Source organism: Enterobacter sp. FW301-JW81 (assembly GCF_058788735.1).
Genome location: NZ_JBYTBA010000001.1, coordinates 470376 through 487021 on the forward strand (window position 1 = coordinate 470376; position 16646 = coordinate 487021).

The window sequence follows — 16646 nt, forward strand, 5'->3', positions numbered from 1 at the left end:
TAACTCCTTAAGAGGTAACGTCCCGCCACTCGCCGTTTGCCAGCGTTTCCAGGGTGTAATTGCCCATGGCATAGCGAATCAGACGCAGGGTAGGGAAGCCGACGTGTGCGGTCATGCGCCGAACCTGACGGTTGCGGCCTTCATAAAGGGTGATTTTGAGCCAGCTTGTCGGAATCGATTTGCGCTCACGGATGGGCGGGTTACGCGGCCACAGCCACTCCGGTTCATTCACGCGTTCAATACCTGCCGGCAGGGTTGGACCGTCGTTTAAGGTCACGCCGTTGCGCAGCTTAGCCAGCGTCTCTTCATCCGGCTCGCCTTCAACCTGTACAAAGTATATTTTGCCGGTACGTTTGCCCGGCTGCGTGAGCTTCGCCTGCAAAGCACCGTCGTTGGTTAAGACCAACAGTCCCTCGCTGTCGCGGTCCAGTCGCCCGGCCGCATAAACGCCCTGAACGGGGATATAATCTTTCAGCGTGCTGCGCCCGGCTTCATCGGTGAACTGCGGCAATACATCGTAGGGTTTATTAAACAGAATCACCCGCGTCGGCTGGGTTTCTTTCGGTCTTCTGGTGGCTTGTCGCGAGCTGAATCGCTCAACCCGGTGTTTTGTAAAAGAAGTTTTCTTCATGGTATTTTCAGGCGTTATCAATTGCCGCATTATAGCCTAATAACGAAGACCTTTCATGGCGCAGGACAATCAGGTACTATCGAAGGGCTCATTACAATTTATTAACATAAGATCAGTAACAACCAGAAGCGCTCGAAGGAGAGGTTAATGGAAAGCAAAGTAGTTGTTCCGGCGGAAGGTAAAAAGATCACCCTGCAAAACGGCAAGATTAACGTTCCTCACAATCCGATTATCCCGTTCATCGAAGGTGACGGTATCGGTGTAGACGTTACCCCGGCAATGCTGAAAGTGGTTGATGCCGCTGTTGAGAAAGCCTACAAAGGCGAGCGTAAAATTTCCTGGATGGAAATTTACACCGGTGAGAAATCTACTCAAGTTTATGGCCAGGACGTCTGGCTGCCAGCAGAAACGCTGGACCTGATCCGCGACTACCGCGTTGCTATTAAAGGCCCACTAACGACGCCAGTTGGCGGCGGTATCCGTTCCCTGAACGTGGCACTGCGTCAGGAGCTGGACCTGTACGTGTGTCTGCGTCCAGTTCGTTACTATCAGGGCACCCCAAGCCCGGTTAAGCACCCTGAACTGACCGATATGGTTATCTTCCGCGAAAACTCAGAAGACATCTACGCCGGTATCGAATGGAAAGCTGACTCTGCTGATGCAGAAAAAGTGATTAAATTCCTGCGCGAAGAGATGGGCGTGAAGAAAATTCGCTTCCCTGAACATTGCGGCATCGGCATTAAGCCGTGCTCCGAAGAAGGGACCAAGCGTCTGGTGCGTGCGGCGATCGAATATGCGATCACCAACGACCGCGACTCTGTGACCCTGGTTCACAAAGGCAACATCATGAAGTTCACCGAAGGCGCGTTCAAAGACTGGGGCTACCAGTTGGCGACCGAAGAGTTCGGCGGCGAGCTGATCGACGGCGGCCCATGGCAGAAAATTAAGAACCCGAACACCGGCAAAGAGATCATCATTAAAGATGTGATCGCCGATGCGTTCCTGCAGCAGATCCTGCTGCGTCCTGCGGAATACGACGTCATTGCCTGTATGAACCTGAACGGTGACTACATCTCTGACGCCCTGGCCGCTCAGGTTGGCGGTATCGGTATCGCCCCTGGCGCGAACATCGGTGACGAATGCGCGCTGTTCGAAGCGACCCATGGCACTGCGCCAAAATACGCAGGCCAGGACAAAGTGAACCCAGGCTCAATCATCCTGTCCGCAGAGATGATGCTGCGCCATATGGAATGGTTCGAAGCCGCAGACCTGATCGTTAAAGGTATGGAAGGCGCGATCAATGCAAAAACCGTAACCTATGACTTCGAACGTCTGATGGAAGGCGCTAAACTGCTGAAATGTTCAGAGTTTGGCGACGCGATTATCGCGAATATGTAATCCAGATTCTGGGTTATACCGGAACGGGAGCCTGAGGGTTCCCGTTTTTTTTGCCTCTGCCTGCGGGAGACAGCACGATGTTAGCCACGGTTCTTATCACGGTTGTTGCGTTAATTCATCTCTATATCCTTGTGCTGGAAATGTTCCTGTGGAACACCAAAACCGGGCATAAGGCCTTTAATCTGCGTCCCGACTTTGCGCGCGATACCCGCGTGCTGGCTGCGAATCAGGGCCTGTATAACGGTTTTTTGGCGGCAGGTTTGCTCTGGAGCCTCTGGCTCGGCGAAAAGGGCATTCAGGTGGCCATCTTCTTTCTGACCTGCGTGTTAATTGCCGGTGTATTTGGCGCAGTAACCGCCAGCCGAAAAATTTTGTATGTGCAGGCCATACCCGCTCTCGCAGCGCTGCTAGCGTTGTTCATCTGAAGCAATGCTTTGGTTGAGCCAGGGCGTCCGATATACTCATGACTTGACCCATACAGGTTTGAGAAGAGACTGCGATGAACAACGATATCCCACTGAAATATTATGACATTGCCGATGAGTACGCGACGGAAGCCGCAGAGCAGGTCGGTGAGTCAGAGCGCGACGCGCTGGCTCATTATTTCCAGCTGCTGCTCACACGTTTAGCGAATAACGAGGAAATTAGCGAGGAAGCCCAGCAGGATATGGCCGCGGAGGCCGGGATCCGCGCTGCTCGTATTGATGATATTGCGAACTTCCTCAATCAATGGGGCAACGAATAACCTGCCTTAAAAACCATTATGCTGATGCTTTGCCAGACAGCTCAGCATCACGCTATCGGACCACATGCATTTTTTTCGCAGAATATGCGAAGCGGGAGTGTCGATAAACAGCGCAAAAATAACGATCAGAAAAAAGAGTACCACTGGGAAAAGTAAGGATAATTTCACGTTTTTAACCAAATAAGAGTGTGCTTCAGGGTAATCTACCGTCTGATTGTGACGACTATATGTTTTTGCGAATAAAATAGAAACGCCCGGGCAGAAAAAATAAGGGTGCGCCGGGCTTCGGGTCACGGCGCGACGCCGGTGAGCCGCTTCGCCAGCTCGCTCCGGGTGAGTGACTTAGAAAAATACCAACCCTGAATCAGCGCATCGGGATATCTGTCAGCAATAAAGCGATACTGTATTTCATTCTCCACTCCCTCAAAAACCAGGGTCTTATTCAATCTTGCAAGGGCATCGCTAAAGATAACAAATATGTTTTGCTTATAATGCTCATTGATGCCATCCACCAGCGACTTATCGATTTTGATTTCATCATATTCAAGCTGTGACAGCCTGGCGAGGTTTGAATTTTGTACGCCAAAATCATCGATTGATATTTTTACGCCAAGAGATTTTAGCTCATGACAGAATCCCTCGAGAATATCTGCAGTAGAAATGGCCTTTTCAGAAAGCTCGACCTTTATCAGGGAAAGGGGAAGGTGATGGGCTAAACAGACACGGCGCAAAACGTTAATGAATTGTCCATCTTCAATTTCCTTTCGCCCGACGTTGATGGAGACAATCAGCTGATGCTTAATCGCAAGCGGGGCAATGTCAGAAAGGGATTTTTCGATAATATTACTATAATATTTTTTATACAGACCGATCTTCTTAATTAACGGAATGAAAAGCTCCGGAGAAACGTCACCGTGCTTTTGATCGCGCCATCTCGACAGAACTTCTACGCCGACTATTTTTTGATCGTGAATGCGAATAATTGGCTGGTAGTTAACGCAGATGGTATTCGTAATGACAGCCTTGATCAGCGTGCGCTCAAGCGAAAAGCGGTCTTCATAGATACGGAAGACAAATAGCGTTATCGCAGCCCAGATACAAAAGAGAATGATCGCGAGGAGCGTAAAGATAAACGGGGGGAGCGAGGCCAGCCCAGCGTCGTGATGCTTCACAATGACACACAGGTCCCAGATGGGGCTGCACTGCGTCAGGGTCAGGGTAAACAACCTCGAATGCAGCCAGCTCTGCTGCTTTAACTGAGGAGTGGTCGAAAAAAATGTTCTGCCGAAGTCTTTAGTGGTGGTACTCAGAGAATAGCTTGCCGTAACCGGAGTGAACTTATCGTAAGCATAGCGGGAGGTGAAGATAATAATATTATTATAAATTGCCGCATTGCCTGTGAAGAAATCTTTTCTGGAAAACTGCGCCAGGAGAAAGCCCCTCGGCGTTTTATGCAGCTCTGCAGGAAGTGCAACGGGCGTCGCGAGTTTACCCCAAAAAGCGGTACAGGCTATTTTCCCCTTCTCAATAAAACCGATATCGCCGAAATAGAGGCTATTAAGCTTTATTTGTCGGTAGCTATCAAGGCTGCTTTTATTACACCCCTGGGTTGTAATACTTTTAAGGGCCAGCGCCACGCTTTGGGACAGATCTTCTGAATAATGTAAAAGAGTACGCGATATCTCGAGCTGTTTGCTCTTTTGCTGACCCACGATAACCGCATTGACCGCATAAAGAGACAGGAGGACCAGAAGCGTTGAAACGATAGCAACGGCAATGAGTTTTTTCATTTTCCAGTTATCCTGTCCGCTCCCTGATTTCACAAATCTTAACACAGCCAGGGCAGGGTACAAGCCTGATAGTCACGGCAGGTGAGTACATTTAGCAGGATGAACTCATACGAAAGCATCAGTTTTTTAAGACAAATCTCAGCTAAGCTTTTTTCATTGTTATAGCAACGCCGGGTTAGCCTCTGGCTCTTCTTTCAGAACATCCATGCTTGTTTTTTCTATTAAGGAAAACATCGTGCGCAACGTGACGATCCCCATTCTTAGTGCCCTGTTTCTCTTTTTGAGCGGCATACTGATCGTTAACTGGCAGCTATGGCAGATGGCGAAACTTAATATTATTCATACCGCCACCGTAAGCACCCAAAAAATAGAAAACATTCTTGCTGAAGCCACCAGTGCGGCCAACACGGCGAAGCGCGTTGCGGCTCAAGGGTGTACCAGTAGCGGACAGCTGTCGTTGGGGACAGAAGCGGCGCTTAAACCGCATTTGCGCGCCATCATGATCCAGCAGCAGGGTAAAATCATCTGTACTTCCCTTCCCGGAAATGGCGTATTGATTGTTCACCCGGAGACGCTACCTGATGAAGAATTAATGCTGTTACCCGGCAATCGACGGGTGAACGGTGTTCCGGTGCTCCTGTTCCAGATGCCCATCGCGGGCGGGCGCGTCATCGTCAGCGTCAGTGAGGCACATTTGCAGGACGTTATAGCAAATGCGTCCAACAGCGTTGACCTGGGGCTCGTTGTCGGTGAAAGAATGCTTACGCGCAACGGTGATGTCACCGCCTGGAAAGCGGTCTCGTGGGCAGGGTCGCTAATGGCATCTACGCAATTCCCCTTTAGCCTGGCCTGGCAACCTCCTGCCTTTTTTAGCCTGACCAGACTGTTGCACCAGGGTTGGAGTCTGATACTGCTTGTTCTAGCTTTATCCGTAACGGTGGGCATTTTGATCCAGCGTTACAAGGGGAAAAGCACCTCATTTGAAGATGATTTGCGGAAAGCCATTTTGCACGGGGAAATCGTTCCTTATTATCAACCGATCGTGAACGGTGATACCGGCGGGTTATATGGCGTTGAAGTCCTTGCAAGATGGAAGCATCCAAAATCAGGCTTTATTCCGCCGGATGTTTTTATTCCGATTGCCGAACGTAGCGGTTTAATTATTCCGCTGACCAAAGGGTTAATGGCGAAAGTGGTCACTCAGCTTAAGCCGCTTTTACCTAAGCTACCGGATGGGTTTCATATCGGGGTAAACATCAGCGCCAGGCACATCAATGCCCCTTCGTTTATTGGTGACTGCCGCGTCTTCGGAAAAGGGTTTCAGGGTAAAGAAGTTAAGCTGGTTCTTGAGGTAACCGAACGTGAACCGTTGATCGATAATCCTCATCTGGTGAAAAACCTCAACACGCTGCATAACGCCGGTTTTGTCATCGCGCTGGATGATTTTGGCACGGGCTATTCCGGGCTGTCGTGCCTTAATGCGCTTGCCATTGACTATATTAAAATCGATAAGAGCTTTGTGAACCGGGTTTCAGAGGAGAAGGATTCAACGATCCTGCTGGACTGCGTCATAGACCTGGCGAAAAAACTTTCGTTGCGCATTGTAGCTGAAGGTGTAGAAACGAAGGAGCAACTGGAGTATCTCAACCGTAATGAGATTACCCTGTTGCAGGGTTATTATTTTGGTAAACCCGTCTCCTATATAGACTTTATTAAAGTCATTTTATCTAAGCCTCGGGAGACGGTAAGTTTGTAAAACAAAATTAAGACGAGCTTCTGTTGTATGCTTAAGTGCAATTCATTTTCCTCTTATCCGGAGCTTTGTTACAGTGACAAGAGTTGTCAGCCAGGGATGTCAGGCGTGATAAGGTGGAATAGCTCGTGCATGTGAAAAATACTTTTTACACAACAACCATTACCGTCATCATTGTCTCATTGATCATCTCGCTGTCGCTTGCCGTCCAAATTGCCACGTCCAGACAGCAGTCAATCCAGCAAATTAATACCAGCGTCGCTAACCTGAGCCATACCCTTGATGTCTATACTGAGGGGATCATGCGACAGAGTGAAATGTTAATTACTACCGTTTCGGACATAATCGAAATTTATGGCATGACCCCGCAGCAGGCGACCCATATTCAGCGAATGATAAATAATCAGGATAATCTTCTTACCCAGATTAATAATGTGGTTGTTTACGATGCGCAGGGCGATATCTTTACCGCATTGCATGAAAGTTTTACCGGTCCCCGCAAAGGCTCGGACAGAGAGTTTTTTATCTATCACCAGGAAAATAAAAGTCAGCAGATTTTTATTGGTGAGCCCGTGGTAAGCAGAACCAATGGTAAATGGGTTATCACCATTAGCCGGCGCCTTGAAACCGACACCGGGGCATTTAACGGCGTTGTGGTGGTGACGCTGGGTATCGAAAACTTTCTCGCGCTCTACGGGCAGATTAATATCGGTCACTCGGGCGTGATTGGCTTAACGACGCAGGCAGGCGTGTTGCTGGTTCGTTATCCCTTTAAAAATACCTATATCGGCACGATTGTTTCTGATTCACCTCTCTTCAGGAAATACCTCAAGGTACAAAATACAGGGATAGCCAGTTCTATCTCCCGGTTTGATAAAATCGAGCGCATTTATGCCTATGAGAAAAATAAACGCTACGGGCTGGTCACCACCGTGGCCGTTAGTATTGATGAAGCCCTCGCACCCTGGCGCAAGCAGGCGATTCAGCTGGCGGTGCTCATTTTCGTCTTCACCGCGATACTCATCTTCGCGTCATACTTCCTGTATTCCGACTTATCCCGAAAAACAAGGGATAACAAAGCGCTGAAGATTATCGCCTCTGAGGATGCGCTGACCGGGCTGTACAACCGTCGCATTTTTGATGAAAGAATCCTCTCGGAAATCGCGCTCTGTGCCGCACATGATGCACCAATTTCGATGTTGATCGTGGATGTGGATTACTTCAAAAAATACAACGATAACTACGGTCATCCGGAAGGGGACCGGTGTCTGGCAATGCTCGGAAACAGCCTCAGGGAGAGCCTCACCCGTGATAATCAGATTGTGGCGCGATATGGCGGAGAGGAGTTTGCGCTGATATTACCTGATACGGATATTCAGGAGGCGCTTCGCCTGGCGCAGACGATTATTCGCAATGTGTTCTCGCTGCACATTACCCATGCTTTCAGCCCATTCGGACGGGTGACGGTAAGCGTTGGGATTTCAACAGCACGTGCTGTCGATATCGCAGGCAGCCAGCAGGACATTATTATTGCCGCGGATCGAGCGCTCTACCAGGCAAAACGCGCCGGGCGTAACCGGTACGCATTTGTTGGGGTGTGATCGAAAAAAAAAGCCCACTCAAGAGTGGGCAAGAAATACTGGAAGCAATGTGAGCAATGTCGTACTGAATACCTGAGCGTTTCACTCAACTATTCAGTGTTGAGAAAGATAATCTTTCTCAACAAAAGATGCAACCCCACAGTTTATGTGGAACGTTCATTTCGTTGATGAATAATTACGCACTCTCTCGTTGTGATGCTTATCACAAATTTCCTTTCTCAAATCCTGTGCTATTCTTTTTTGTGTCGTTGATTTAATGACAAAAACCATACAGAGAGGAAAGTTATGGGAATTTTATCCTGGATTATCTTTGGGCTTATTGCGGGTATTCTGGCGAAGTGGATCATGCCGGGCAAAGATGGCGGTGGATTTATCGTCACCGTAATACTGGGTGTTGTCGGCGCGGTAGTTGGCGGCTGGATCAGTACGCTGTTCGGTTTTGGCAAGGTCGATGGCTTTAACTTCGGCAGCTTCGCCGTCGCGGTGATCGGTGCGCTGGTTGTTCTGTTTATCTACAGAAAGATCAAAAGCTAAGGCTTAAAAGCGTTGAAAAAGGCTGCCAGATGGCGGCCTTTTTACGTATTGGGGTTTACCACCAGCCAAGCTGCGTGCCGGCAAATGCCGCAATGGCAACTATCAGCATAATGAGGGTCGTTTTTCTCATTTATGCCCCTGGCGCCGCGTAACCACCGACAAAGAACCATGCTAAAAAAATCACCGCCGTTATAAAAATAACGACCGGGAAGAGGATCCCTATTCTCATACCATCACCTGTTTCGGTTTCTAAAACGCCATAGAGTGTACGGGGTTAATCCATGGCGAGAAAGCGTGTTTTGCTTTTTCCTTTCTTATCCTGATACATCGCGGCATCCGCGTCGCGTAGCGCCGTGTCCGGATCGGTTACGCCTGGGTCCACTTCGATAACGCCAAGGCTGGCACCCGGATAAATGAGATTGACGCTGCCCAGCCAGTATTCACCGGCAATGCAGGCGCTGAGGCGCGTTCTGAGCAGGGTGACCTGCGCGTTATCTCCCTCTTCGTGGGACTGGCTCAGCGAGGCCACCAGAAACTCATCACCGCCCAGCCGGCCAATGATATCGTCCTGCTGCTTTTCTTCCGTCAAACGCTTGCCTACTTCAATCAGGAACTGGTCGCCCGCTTCGTGTCCATAGCGATCGTTAATCAGTTTGAAATCATCCAGATCGATAAACGCGATAATGGCGTTACGCTTGAGATGTCGCGCCAGAGAAAACAGGGTCGTCAGATCCTCAAACAGCGCGCGACGGTTGGGCAACCCGGTCAGGGCATCGGTATAAGAGTGCGCGATGAGTGCTGCGTTGGCTTCGCGAAGCTGGGTGACCAGCGACTCTTTCTGGATGTACTGGCCAATTAAACCGGCGAATAATCTCAGCACCTGCTCACCGCGCTCGCTGAGCGGTTTCCTGGCCGTGCTGGTGGCGCAGAGCGTTCCGTACAGTGAACCATCGGCAAGATGAACGGGGATGCTCATGTAGGTGGTAATGCCAAGCGCTTTTGCCGCTTCACACTCGGGCCAACGTTCGGGCACGTCGTTGCTGAACAGCGTGTCGCTATCCAGCGCGCGCTTGCAGAGCGTTTCATCCCAGGGAACGCTTAACCCTTCGGGGATCTCCATCTGCTTGCTGTTGCGGGCATAGAGAATATGCTGCAGCCGGGCTTTGATATCGACCTTAGTGAGATAAGTCGACTCCATGTCGGTCACTATCTCCAGCATCTCCAGTAGCTGACGAACGAGACTTTCAAGGGATTGTTCAGTGGCGAGGGTTTCTGAAACACGGGCAAGGATAATATCCGACATGACGTAGAGTGACTCCCAGGCAGAAGACGTCTGCATCTGCATGTTATGCTGAGTTTTTAGACTTCGGGCATAGTAAAACATGAATACAGAAAATTTAATATATGCAGCGGGAGGGCAGCGGGCGAGAAAAAAGGCCCCGTTGTTGAGACCGGGGCAAAGACATCTTGATTACGGAATGATGTTCTCTGGTCATATCGAGAACATGCCACACTATAGTGTTGAAAAGTGCAGTTAAAATGGAGAAATCATGGAGAAAGCGGCGCTGACCCGTTACCCTTAACCTGTAATGATGTCAAAAGGATCAAAGTGATGAGATTTCTGCTTCTGGCGCTGGCCTTGCCCTTAGTTGCCTGCACCACAAAAACAACGCCGCCTGATGCGCCGAAACCGCCACACGCTATCGGTATGGCGAACCCGGCTTCCGTGTACTGCCTGGAGAAAGGTGGGGAACAGATCCCGGTTCAGAGCCCGCAGGGCGTCCGTACCGAGTGCAAATTACCGGGTGGCGAAGTGATCGATGAATGGACGCTCTATCGTCGCGATCGTCCGCAACCCACCAGGTGACAAAGTCATATTGCCTGCGATACACTTCTCTTTAGGATTATTCTTAGCCATTTCCTGGCTACCGTTATCGTGAGAGAAGTATGTTTCAGCTTAAACCGGGCAGCATGGCGATGATCGTGGGTGCCCGCACGGCGTCTGGCCGTCGCAATATTGGTAAATCTGTTGAGCTGTTTGGCCTTTGCCAGCCCGGAATGCGTTTCGTTAACCCGGTCAACGGCGTCATGACGCAGTTACCCGCTACCGCAGACCGCGCGCTTTGGCTGGTAACAGGTGATGTTTACGCCTTTGACAATCAGCACGGCTTTGCGTTTGTTCGCCCCGAACATCTGATGCCGCTTACCCCGGATGAAGCACCGCAAACCGTGGATGCGCTGACCATCGGCTGATTACAGATGGCGCAGCCAGTCGGCTAATACCAGGGCGTGATTTTGCTCCGTGTTTTTGGCAGCAAAGAGCAGGGTGACGGTCTGTTTTTTTGCCCGCGCCGCCAGGCGCATTCCCTCGTCCGCATGCTGCGCCAGCTCTTCCCGATAGGCCTGACTGAAGGCGGCGAAATCAATGGTTTCGCTGTGAAAAGCCTTGCGTAATTCATTCGAAGGCGTGAGTGCTTTACACCATTCATCATAGGCGAGGTCCGTTTTTTTAACGCCGCGCGGCCACAGTTTATCCACCAGAACCCGATAGCCGTCGTCCGGACCTGCCTGTTCGTATACGCGTTTGCACTGAATCATAATTCCACCCTCCCAATTTAAGGTATTGTGATAATTGCAGAAGATCGGTAGTCTGAGGTTCCTTATGTTATCTGATAATTCTCTGGCATAAGGAACCTTTCATGGAACACCTCCCGGTTAAAACGACGCTGCGCATTGCGCTGGTTGGCGATTACAATCCCAATGTTATCGCGCATCAGGCGATCCCGCTGGCCATTGACGACGCCGCCGCAGTGCTTGACCTCACCGCCGATTACGACTGGCTTGCCACCACGGAGCTGACAAGCCCTGAGGATCTGGTGGGCTACGATGCTATCTGGCTGGTTCCTGCAAGCCCCTATAAAAACACGGAAGCCGCTTTTATCGCCGCGCGCTACGCCCGTGAAAACAGCATTCCGTTCCTTGGCACCTGCGGTGGGTTCCAGCATGCGCTAATTGAGTATGCCCGAAATGTGCTGGGCTGGGCGGATGCGGCACATGCCGAGACGGATACCGAAGGCACCATGGTGATTGCGCCGCTGACCTGTTCGCTGGTGGAAAAAACCGATGCCATTGAGCTGCGTAATAATACGCTGATCGCGAAAGCCTACGGCAGGCCGGAAATTGAAGAGGGGTATCACTGCAACTATGGCGTGTCGCCGGCGTTTGCACAGGCGCTGGAAAGCGGTGATATGCATGTTACGGGGTGGGATGACCAGGGAGAAATTCGTGCCGCAGAACTGGTTACGCACCCGTTCTTCGTGATCACCTTATTCCAGCATGAGCGTGCCGCGCTGGAAGGGCGTCCGGTCGTGCTGGTGCAGGCGATGCTGCGCGCGGCGCGCGATTCATAACGACGTCGCTTTCCTTGCCGGGTGGCGCTGCGCTTACCCGGCCTACATTCCGATTGCACAATTCAGTGTAGGCCCGTGCAAGCGTAGCGCCGCCGGGCGAAACTCTGGTGTGCCACACTGCTTAACGGGGCGCGATCTCCCGGTCTCGCCCGGCTAACACACCGCAGATGGCCATTATCACGGCGGCCAGTGCGCAGACCAGAAGTGGGATTTGCCAGTCTCCTGCGGTATCGTGAATTTTCCCCATCAGCGGGGGACCGCAGGCGGCAAGCAGGTAGCCAATCGACTGTGCCATTCCGGACAGCGCCGCAGCCTGGTGTGCAGAGCTGGCGCGCAGGCCGATGAACGTCAGGCCGAGGATCATCGTTGCCCCGGAGCCAAAGCCAAACACCAGCGTCCACATTACCGCCATGTCAGGCATAAACCACAGGCCCGCCGCGCTTACCGCGCACATCAACGCCACCGCGCCGGCGATCCCACGCTGATCCTTCAGACGGTGGAGGATCAGCGGAACGGCAAGCCCCGGAACGGCCGTGGCCAGCTGTAAAAGACCGTGAACCGAGCCGGCCTGCGCTTCGCTGTAGCCGTGGCTGAGCAATATTGCCGGCAGCCAGCCGATGATGACGTAGTAAATCAGCGAGTTAATCCCCAAAAAGAGCGTTACCTGCCACGCGAGGGCCGAGCGCCAGATCGCGCGGTTATGCAGCGCGCCAGCGCCGGTTACCGTCGCGACGTGCTTCTGTCGCCACTGCGGCAGCCAGAGCAGCAGCGCCACCAGCGGAAACACCATTAGCATCAGCAGTGCGCCATGCCAGCCTGCCGCCCCCTGCGCCAGGGGAACAATCAGCGCCGAGCCGAGCGCCGCCGAGACGCCCATCGTCAGGGAATAGGCCCCGGTGAGTTTCGCCACCTGGCCTGGAAAGTCACGCTTAATTAACCCGGGTAACAGCACATTCCCCAGCGCTATCCCGCAGCCGATGACCGCCGTTCCGATGAAAAGCAGGGCGGCGGAAGGCAGGGAGCGCAGGGCAATTCCGGCGCAAATCAGCAGCAGGGCAATAAACAGGCTGCGCTCCATGCCGATACGCCGGGCCACGCCGGCTGCGAGCGGTGAGACAAGGGCGAAGGCCAGCAGCGGCAGGGTGGTCAGCAAACCGGTTTGCGCCGTGGTTAAGCCATAATCAAGACGAATAGTATCGAGCAGCGGGGCTGCCCCGGTGAAGGTGACGCGAAGCGTGGTGGCAATCATCAGGATACCTGCGATCAGCAGCGCGCCATGTTTTCCTGAAGTGCGAATAGCAGTAGTCATTATGTTCTCATACGTTCAAGCGAGCGCACACAATACCGATTTTCTCAGCGGTTGAAATCAGGCTAAAATGACAGTTTATCGCTCATATCGGACAACCTGATGATTGGTCTGGGACTGGACGGCTACGATCCTGATAGCCAGCACGATGCGGCCGTCGCATTTCGCATTCGCGTAGTGGCTGAGGAACAATATATTCCGCTTCATCATCACCGTAAGGGACAGATGATTCTGGCCCTCGGCGGCGCGATCACCTGCGAAGTGGAAAATGCCATGCTGATGGTACCGCCCCAGTACGCCGTCTGGATCCCCGGCCAGATGCCGCACAGCAACAGGGCCACGCCGGGGGCGCAGCTCTGCTTTTTGTTCATTGAACCGGGGGCAGCAAGCTTGCCGGAGCGCTGTTGCACCCTGAAAATCTCCCCGCTGGTGCGGGAGCTGATTTTATCGCTCGCGGAAAAATCGCGTGAACAGCTGCAGCTTGCGGCCACCTCGCGTCTGGTGGACGTCCTGTTTGACGAGCTGCCGCTCCAGCGTCAGGAGCATCTGCAGCTGCCCGTCTCGCCCCATCCAAAAATCCGGCTGATGAGCGAGAAGATGGCGGAAGAGCCCGCGGCCTGGCAGACGCTGGCGCAGTGGGCGAGCCACTTTGCCATGAGCGAACGCAACCTGGCGCGGCTGGTAGTGAAAGAGACCGGCTTAAGCTTTCGCCGATGGCGTCACCAGCTGCAGCTGATTGTGGCGTTACAGCATTTGATAGGCGGGAAATCGGTACAGCAGGTGGCACAGTCACTGGGCTATGACTCGACCACCGCGTTTATCACCATGTTCAAGAAGGGACTGGGTCAGACGCCGGCGCGTTATATGGCCAGCCTGACTACGACTTCCCAATAAACAGCGAGACCAGGCCTGCTGCAATCAGCGGGCCCACCGGAACGCCGCGAAAGAGCGCCACACCCAGCACGGTGCCCACCAGCAGGCCCGCCACCAGCGAGGGCTGGCTGCTCATCAGCGTGACGCCGCGTCCGCCCAGCCACGAGACGAAAATCCCCACCGCAATCGCCACCAGTGATTTCCAGTTTACAAACGAGTGCAGCAGCGTTGAGGCGGGAAGCGTACCGCTGGCGATGGGCGCCATCACCCCAATGGTTAAAATGATTATCCCAATGGTCAGGCCCTGTTTTTCTATCCACGGGAAAAAGGTATTTAACGGGGTCACGCGCACAATAATCAGCACCAGAATTGAGATGGCGACGGTGGTGTTATGGCTGACAAAGCCGAGCGCGGCGAGCGCCAGGAGAATAAGCAGAGTAGGGTCAAACATGCAGAGGTCCTTGCCAAAAAAAGTAAGCCTGCTTACTGTACGCGCAAATGCGTGAGCAAACAGGCCTTTGTCAAAAAAAACCTCTTTTTTTGGGCACTTGCCCATCGTCAGCTCAGCAGCGTTTGCACCAGTGGACTGCCTTCGCGAATAAAGACCGGAATGGTTTCCAGCGCTGCCGGTACCGTAATGCGCTCGCCCCCCGCGTAGCGCTCGCCGTTAAGCGCCAGCCAGCCGTTCCCTGCCGGGAGCCAGACCTCGCGCTCGCGCTGGCCGGCATGCATGACCGGCGCAACCAGCAAATCTTCGCCAAACAGATACTGATCTTCCGTTTCCCAGCTTTGCGTTTCCTGTGGGTAATGCCAGAACAGGGGGCGCATAAGCGGGTCGCCCTGCCGGTGGGCATTCTCGTATAGCGCATCAATATAGGGACGCAGCTTCTCGCGTACGGAGAGCCAGCGCTGCATGATAGCGAAGTTGGCTTCTCCATAGCTCCACAGTTCATTAGGTGAACCGCTGTTACACTGCGGTATACCGTCGCGATAGCGCTCCGGCGGCTGGATCTGCGGTTCACGATAGCCGTGCATGCGCAGTACGGGGGTAAACACCGCCCACTGGAACCAGCGGATCAGCAGCTCGTGGAACGCCGGATCGTTGACGTTCCCGCCCTGGAAACCGCCGATATCGGTGGTCCACCAGGGGATCCCCGCCAGCCCCATGTTTAGCCCGGCGGCGAGCTGGTTGCGAAACGCGTGGAAGGAGGAGTGGACGTCCCCCGACCAGGCCAATACGCCGTAGCGCTGGCTGCCTGCCCAGGCGCAGCGAACCAGGTTCACGATCTCGGTTTCGCCGCTGGCCTGCAGCCCATCATAAAACCCCTGTGCAAAATCGCGCGGGTAGCGGTTTCCCACTTCCAGGACCGGGCCAGCGTAGTAGCGGTAATTATCGAAGTCGTAGGCGCGGTATTCGGGCTCCGCCTCGTCCAGCCAGAACAGTTTGATCCCCAGGTCGTAGTAATTTTTCTTCACCGTATCCCAGACAAACTGCCGGGCCTCGGGATGCGTGGCGTCAAAGAAGGTAGTATTGCCCATGAAGTCGAGGTTGACCTGCACCCCGCGCTCGCTGCTGACCAGCCACCCTTTGGCCTTCATCACCGGATAGAGCGGGCTGCGCGCCTCAACCGTAGGCCAGACGGACACCATCAGCGCAATACCCAGCTCGCGTAGCTCGTCAACCATGGCTTTAGGGTTGGGCCAGTCGACAGGATCAAAGCACCAGGTGCCCTGATTCGGCCAGTGGAAGAAGTCAATGACCATCACCGAAAGCGGCAGGCTGCGGCGGCGATACTCCCGGGCCACCTCCAGCACTTCCTGCTGCGTGCGGTAGCGCAATTTGCACTGCCACAGTCCGCTGATAAAGGCCGGAGCCTGTGGTGGGGTCCCCGTCGCCTTGACGTACTGACGGGTAATATCGGCAATCGTGTCGGCTGCGGTGATCCAGTAATCCATCTCACCCGTGACGCGGGCGCGCCATTCGGTCTGGTTTTTGGCAAAGCTGGCCTCGCCGATCGCCGGGTTGTTCCACAGTAGGCCGTAGCCAAGGCTGGACTGCACGAAGGGCACGCTGGCCTGAGAGTTACGCTGCGCCAGCTCCAGCGTGCAGCCTTTCAGATCCAGCCACGGCTGTTGATACTGACCCATGCCGTAAAGGCGTTCGTCGGGGCGTGATTCAAAACGCACCGTGAGTTGATATTTCCCGCCCGCCAGCGGCTTGAATTCTCGCCCATCCAGCTTCAGGGCGCTGACGTACTTATCCTGACTTTTTTCACTGGCACCGATGCCTACCGTTGACCGCTGCCGCCACATCTCCTCCAGCAGCAGTTCGCCGCGCTGGTTGTAGAATGCCAGTTGGCCCTTAAGGTTCAGCGTCGCGGTGATGTTGCCGTTGCGAAGCGTCAGGCTTTCGGCTTCAGCAGTAATGTCGGCAGAGCAGGGGGCCGCAGACAGCAGCGCGTGCTGTGCGTCACTTAACGCCGGAGAGCAGGTCGCCCGGACGCGCAGGCTGTTTTGTCCCCAGGGTTCGATGCGCAGGATCTGGCGTTCAAAACGCCATTCAATACTGTTGGAATGTTGAATCAGCTCACTCATGGATAGGGCG

Annotated in this window: 18 protein-coding genes; 10 read left to right on the forward strand and 8 right to left on the reverse strand. The window is 53.3% G+C overall.

The features are described 5' to 3' along the window. Window positions 1-7 precede the first annotated feature (7 nt). Entirely contained in the window at window positions 8-661 is a 654-nt protein-coding gene (rluE, locus tag AC3WOK_RS02205; RefSeq protein WP_047348926.1) for a 23S rRNA pseudouridine(2457) synthase RluE, read from the reverse strand. Window positions 662-778: 117 nt separating this feature from the next. On the opposite strand from rluE, the gene icd reads away from it, so the two are divergent. The 3 genes from icd to AC3WOK_RS02220 all read left to right on the forward strand — a co-directional run bounded on the left by icd (window position 779) and on the right by AC3WOK_RS02220 (window position 2774). After that, window positions 779-2029: an NADP-dependent isocitrate dehydrogenase gene (gene icd, locus AC3WOK_RS02210; RefSeq protein ID WP_003857898.1), complete on the forward strand. Its 1251-nt coding sequence runs from the start codon at window positions 779-781 to the stop codon at window positions 2027-2029. Between the two features lie 77 nt (window positions 2030-2106). Next, the gene (locus AC3WOK_RS02215; protein ID WP_492353851.1) at window positions 2107-2454 is read left to right on the forward strand and encodes a DUF1304 domain-containing protein; all 348 of its coding nucleotides are present in this window, start codon (window positions 2107-2109) and stop codon (window positions 2452-2454) included. Window positions 2455-2528: 74 nt separating this feature from the next. Next, entirely contained in the window at window positions 2529-2774 is a 246-nt protein-coding gene (locus AC3WOK_RS02220) for a DUF2543 family protein (protein ID WP_492353852.1), read from the forward strand. A gap of 290 nt (window positions 2775-3064) precedes the next feature. On the opposite strand, the gene AC3WOK_RS02225 is transcribed toward AC3WOK_RS02220, so the two are convergent. After that, the gene (locus AC3WOK_RS02225; RefSeq protein WP_492353853.1) at window positions 3065-4564 is read right to left on the reverse strand and encodes an EAL domain-containing protein; all 1500 of its coding nucleotides are present in this window, start codon (window positions 4562-4564) and stop codon (window positions 3065-3067) included. Between the two features lie 235 nt (window positions 4565-4799). Between AC3WOK_RS02225 and AC3WOK_RS02230 the strand changes: the two genes are divergently transcribed. From AC3WOK_RS02230 to AC3WOK_RS02240, 3 genes are all read left to right on the forward strand, one after another. Next, window positions 4800-6320 (forward strand): EAL domain-containing protein, encoded by a 1521-nt coding sequence (locus AC3WOK_RS02230; RefSeq protein ID WP_492353854.1) that lies wholly within the window; start codon window positions 4800-4802, stop codon window positions 6318-6320. 125 nt (window positions 6321-6445) lie between these two features. Beyond that, window positions 6446-7918, forward strand: coding sequence for a sensor domain-containing diguanylate cyclase (locus tag AC3WOK_RS02235; protein ID WP_447855425.1), 1473 nt, complete (start codon window positions 6446-6448; stop codon window positions 7916-7918). 285 nt (window positions 7919-8203) lie between these two features. Beyond that, complete coding sequence (locus tag AC3WOK_RS02240; protein WP_047348918.1) at window positions 8204-8452, forward strand: GlsB/YeaQ/YmgE family stress response membrane protein; 249 nt, start codon at window positions 8204-8206, stop codon at window positions 8450-8452. A 130-nt stretch (window positions 8453-8582) separates the two neighbouring features. On the opposite strand, the gene AC3WOK_RS02245 is transcribed toward AC3WOK_RS02240, so the two are convergent. Together AC3WOK_RS02245 and AC3WOK_RS02250 are read right to left on the reverse strand one after the other, a co-directional pair. Beyond that, window positions 8583-8681 (reverse strand): YoaK family small membrane protein, encoded by a 99-nt coding sequence (locus AC3WOK_RS02245; RefSeq protein WP_029739841.1) that lies wholly within the window; start codon window positions 8679-8681, stop codon window positions 8583-8585. A 45-nt stretch (window positions 8682-8726) separates the two neighbouring features. Beyond that, window positions 8727-9755, reverse strand: coding sequence for a sensor domain-containing diguanylate cyclase (locus tag AC3WOK_RS02250; RefSeq protein ID WP_059311001.1), 1029 nt, complete (start codon window positions 9753-9755; stop codon window positions 8727-8729). A gap of 309 nt (window positions 9756-10064) precedes the next feature. On the opposite strand from AC3WOK_RS02250, the gene AC3WOK_RS02255 reads away from it, so the two are divergent. Beyond that, window positions 10065-10319, forward strand: a complete 255-nt coding sequence (locus tag AC3WOK_RS02255; RefSeq protein ID WP_059311000.1) for a putative hemolysin — start codon at window positions 10065-10067, stop codon at window positions 10317-10319. Between the two features lie 80 nt (window positions 10320-10399). Then, the gene (locus tag AC3WOK_RS02260; RefSeq protein WP_059310999.1) at window positions 10400-10705 is read left to right on the forward strand and encodes a hypothetical protein; all 306 of its coding nucleotides are present in this window, start codon (window positions 10400-10402) and stop codon (window positions 10703-10705) included. On the opposite strand, the gene AC3WOK_RS02265 is transcribed toward AC3WOK_RS02260, so the two are convergent. Continuing rightward, window positions 10706-11050, reverse strand: a complete 345-nt coding sequence (locus AC3WOK_RS02265) for a DUF488 domain-containing protein (RefSeq protein WP_492353855.1) — start codon at window positions 11048-11050, stop codon at window positions 10706-10708. Between the two features lie 101 nt (window positions 11051-11151). Here AC3WOK_RS02265 and AC3WOK_RS02270 point away from each other — a divergent pair, with 101 nt between their 5' ends. After that, window positions 11152-11862 (forward strand): CTP synthase C-terminal region-related (seleno)protein, encoded by a 711-nt coding sequence (locus tag AC3WOK_RS02270; protein WP_059310997.1) that lies wholly within the window; start codon window positions 11152-11154, stop codon window positions 11860-11862. Between the two features lie 121 nt (window positions 11863-11983). Here the strand turns inward: AC3WOK_RS02270 and AC3WOK_RS02275 are convergent, their stop codons facing one another. Then, window positions 11984-13171: a CynX/NimT family MFS transporter gene (locus tag AC3WOK_RS02275; RefSeq protein ID WP_492353856.1), complete on the reverse strand. Its 1188-nt coding sequence runs from the start codon at window positions 13169-13171 to the stop codon at window positions 11984-11986. Between the two features lie 99 nt (window positions 13172-13270). Between AC3WOK_RS02275 and AC3WOK_RS02280 the strand changes: the two genes are divergently transcribed. Next, window positions 13271-14062, forward strand: coding sequence for an AraC family transcriptional regulator (locus AC3WOK_RS02280; RefSeq protein ID WP_059310995.1), 792 nt, complete (start codon window positions 13271-13273; stop codon window positions 14060-14062). Here AC3WOK_RS02280 and AC3WOK_RS02285 read toward each other — a convergent pair. Together AC3WOK_RS02285 and AC3WOK_RS02290 are read right to left on the reverse strand one after the other, a co-directional pair. Next, the gene (locus tag AC3WOK_RS02285) at window positions 14046-14492 is read right to left on the reverse strand and encodes a DUF441 domain-containing protein (protein WP_024908579.1); all 447 of its coding nucleotides are present in this window, start codon (window positions 14490-14492) and stop codon (window positions 14046-14048) included. The two genes, AC3WOK_RS02280 and AC3WOK_RS02285, sit on opposite strands and share 17 nt — an antisense overlap. 107 nt (window positions 14493-14599) lie before the next feature. Further along, window positions 14600-16636 carry a glycoside hydrolase family 31 protein gene (locus AC3WOK_RS02290; RefSeq protein ID WP_063955941.1) on the reverse strand — a complete coding sequence of 679 codons (2037 nt, stop codon included), beginning with the start codon at window positions 16634-16636 and terminating at the stop codon, window positions 14600-14602. Between the last annotated feature and the right edge of the window lie 10 nt (window positions 16637-16646).